The organism is Desulfovibrio sp. 1188_IL3213 (genome assembly GCF_036763145.1).
Classification (GTDB): domain Bacteria; phylum Desulfobacterota; class Desulfovibrionia; order Desulfovibrionales; family Desulfovibrionaceae; genus Desulfovibrio.
The window spans coordinates 1-3,581 of the sequence record NZ_JBAIYR010000234.1 but is presented as its reverse complement, the minus strand read 5'-3'; the positions used below and the strand labels follow the sequence as shown (position 1 = coordinate 3,581).

The 3,581-nt window shown below is 58.1% G+C and carries 2 protein-coding genes and 1 riboswitch; of the genes, one reads left to right on the top strand and one right to left on the bottom strand.

What is annotated here, in order from left to right:
* Positions 1-183: 183 nt before the first annotated feature.
* Positions 184-1,896, bottom strand: coding sequence for a 30S ribosomal protein S1 (locus V6C16_RS09410; protein WP_333535610.1), 1,713 nt, complete (start codon positions 1,894-1,896; stop codon positions 184-186).
* Positions 1,897-2,059: 163 nt separating this feature from the next.
* Positions 2,060-2,282, top strand: a riboswitch (cobalamin riboswitch).
* A gap of 33 nt (positions 2,283-2,315) precedes the next feature.
* Between V6C16_RS09410 and V6C16_RS09405 the strand changes: the two genes are divergently transcribed.
* The gene (locus tag V6C16_RS09405) at positions 2,316-3,230 is read left to right on the top strand and encodes a sirohydrochlorin cobaltochelatase (RefSeq protein ID WP_333543072.1); all 915 of its coding nucleotides are present in this window, start codon (positions 2,316-2,318) and stop codon (positions 3,228-3,230) included.
* The last annotated feature ends 351 nt before the right edge of the window (positions 3,231-3,581 follow it).

Sequence of the window (3,581 nt, the reverse complement as noted above, 5' to 3'; positions counted from 1 at the left end):
ACATTTTCAAAGTTTAAAACACGCTCGCTTCGGCGTTTAACCGCGCAAATAAATTGCGCTTACGCCTTCGCGGCGGGCGCCTGCTCGCGCAGTCGCCAGAGCAATTTCAAAGTGAAACTGCTCTAAAGCCATAATGAAAAGGGCGCTCCCACGGGAGCGCCCTTTACTATCTGGAAACAGCGGCTAGCTGTTTTCGCTTTCTTCAAACTTCTGCTTGAGCAGATCGCCCAGGCTCTGGCCGGATTCCTGCGGCCCGGAATGGAATTCCTTGGGCTTGCGGCGGTCTTCCACTTCCTGAATCTGCTTGATGGACAGGCCCAGGCGGCGCTCTTCAGCGCTGACATGGATGACCTTGGCCTGAATTTCCTGGCCTTCCTTGTAGATTTCAGCCGGGGTCTTGACCTTCTTGCTGGACAGTTCGGAAACGTGCACCAGCCCTTCAATGCCTTCTTCCACTTCAACGAAGAGGCCGAAGTCGGTGATGTTGGTCACGATGCCCTTGACGGTGCAGCCCACGGGGTAGGTGGTGGGCACATGGCCCCACGGATCGTCCACCAGCTGCTTGACGCCCAGGGTGAACTTTTCGTTCTCCTGATCAACGGTCAGCACCTTGGCCTGCACGGTATCGCCCACCTTGTACATTTCGTTGGGGTGGCGCACCTTCTTGGTCCAGGAGATGTCAGACACGTGAATGAGGCCGTCAATGCCGTCTTCAATGCCGATGAACATGCCGAATTCGGTGATGTTCTTGATGACGCCTTCAAGGATGGTTCCTTCAGGATACTTTTCAGCAACCAGTTCCCAGGGGTTGGGACGAACCTGCTTCATGCCGAGGCTGATGCGCTTCTTTTCGCCGTCCACGCCCAGAATGACCACTTCGACTTCGTCGCCGGTGTGAACCATCTGGGAAGGATGACGCAGCTTGCGCGTCCACGACATTTCAGAGATGTGCACAAGCCCTTCCACGCCGGGTTCCAGTTCCACAAAAGCGCCGTAGTCCACCAGGTTGGTGACCTTGCCGGAGCACTTGGCCCCTTCGGGGAAGCGGGCGGAAATGTCCTGCCACGGATCGGGCACGAGCTGCTTGAGACCCAGGGAAACCTTGTTGTTGTCGCGGTCAAAGGAAAGAACCTTGAGGGTCAGTTCCTGACCGATGGTGATCATTTCCTTGGGATGGCGGATGCGCTTCCAGCTCATGTCGGTGATGTGCAGAAGCCCGTCAAGGCCGCCCAGGTCAACAAACACACCGTATTCGGTGATGTTTTTGGCCTTGCCTTCCACGGTCTGACCCTCTTCAAGGGTGCGCAGCAGATCCTGACGTTTGGAATCGCGCTCTTCTTCAAGCAGCACGCGGCGAGAAACGATAACGTTGCTGCGGCGGCGGTTGATCTTGAGCACGCGGAACTCGAACTCCTGGTTGACCAGGGCGTCCATGTCCGGCACAGGGCGCAGGTCCACATGGGAACCGGGCAAAAAGGCCTCTACTCCGCCGATGTCCACAGTGTAGCCGCCCTTGATGCGACGCACAATGTGGCCCGTGATGACCCTGTTGTTTTCCTGCACGTCTTCGAGCTGGTCGAAAACCTGCATGCGTTTGGCCTTTTCAAAAGAAAGGGTGATGGTTCCGTCGTTTTCGTTCTTGCGAACAACGTACACGTCCACCTTGTCGCCCACGGCAACGCCGATGTTGCCGGCAGCATCGCGAAATTCGGCCGTGGGAATCTGCCCCTCGGACTTGAAGTTCACGTCCACCAGCACATTGTCGTCATCCACACGGACGATTTCGCCCTTGGTGATAGAGCCTTCTTCAAGGTCGCCAAAATCGGAAGTGAGGTAGTTTTCGAGGGCACTCTCGAAATTCATTTCGGTTTCGTGCCCGGTTTCCAAACCTGCCATATGTCCAGCCTCCAAACATGATTTCCCCAATACAAGGGAGGCCGCATAAGTACCAGAATTTTGCCGAAAGAACAAGGAAAAATCCGCCAAAAATGGCCTCCGGAGCCGAAAACCGGTTCCGAACTCCCTGTATTTCCCCGGTTGGCGCAAGCCATCGCCTGCCTTGACATTTACCGCGCCCTGTTGTCCTCTGTCGTTTTGGCGGGGAATTTCGTGCAAATCGAAAACAGTCGCGCTGCGGTAAGAGGGGACAACGCTTCTTCATGCTGCTCCGAAGAGCGGCATGCGACAGCCAGTCGCACATGCGGTGAAGGCGAAGCCAAGGCGCGGGCCATGCGGCCCCACAACCCTCAAGTCCGAATATCCGCCGGGGCCGATGCCCTTTGCGAACCTTTCAACGCGAAATTGAGGAGGTTGCCATGCCGCGTATTCTGTCACACCACGGGCTTCGCCCACTGCTTTTCGTTCTGCTGCTTCTCGCGGGCCTTTGCCTGCAAGGCACAAGCCATGCCGCCGAGGCCCCCAAAGAAGGCATACTGCTGGTAGCCTTTGGGACCAGCGTTCCCGAAGGCATGCCCGCCTTCAAGGCCGTGGATGCGGAATTTAAAAAAGCCTTTCCCGATTCTCCTGTGGTGTGGGCCTACACCTCGCAGATCATTCGTAAAAAACTGGCCGAACAGGGTCAGCCCGTGGGGGGCATCAGCGACGGCATGGCCCAGCTTGCCAAGGACGGCGTAAAGGTCGTGCGCGTGCAGTCGCTGCATGTGCTGGGCGGCGAAGAATTTTCTGCTCTTGAGCGTGCGGTGCTGCTTGACGTAAGCAAGCATCCCGGCCGCTTCGACGCGGTTTTCCTGGGCCGCCCCCTGCTGGAGTCCAAGGGCGACGCGCAGGAACTGGCTGCCATTCTGCTGGCCGACACCAGGAAGGCGCGCGGCAAAAGCGCGGCCCTTGTGCTTATGGGTCACGGCCAAAGCCACGGGCGCGCCGACCTTGCCTTTGAAGGCGTGCGGGCCGTGTTCAAGGACACGGACAAAAACGTTCACATGGCTACAGTGGAAGGCGCGCGCACGTTTGAAGACCTGCTCAAGGAACTCAAGGCCGCCAAGGTCAAACAGGTGGTGCTGGCTCCGCTGATGCTGGTTGCCGGGGACCACGCCCGCAACGACCTTGCAGGTGACGAGGACGACTCGTGGGCCGCGCAGCTTAAAAAAGCGGGCATAAAGGTTGAGGCCCACCTCAAGGGTCTGGGTGAAATGCCCGGCACGTCCGCCATTTTTGTGCGCCATGCCAAGGAAAGCACCGACGACCTGACCAAGGAACCCAGAAAGCCGTAAAAGCGCGGCACACGAGATGAGCTGCACACGCCCGCGCGGGCGATCGGCGGCAAGATCAGGCGTGCGGACCGGGCAGTGCTCCCGGCCCGCACGCTTTTTACGTTTTCCGCAACAGACCGGACAGGGCGGCCGTAATGGCGGCCAGGACCGCAAAACCGGCACATGGGGCAAGCGCGCCGGTAATCCTTACTGCCCGATTGTGAGATCTTGGGGTACACAATACCTGTTTTTTTGTGTAGCATACCTTAAAAATTTCATTCTTAACGTGCCGGACGGCCCTTTACGCCCGCAGTCCGGCTTCCAGCCCGCCGGGGGAGGCCCCATGCCCAAGCAAAGTCGCAAGATAGCCCA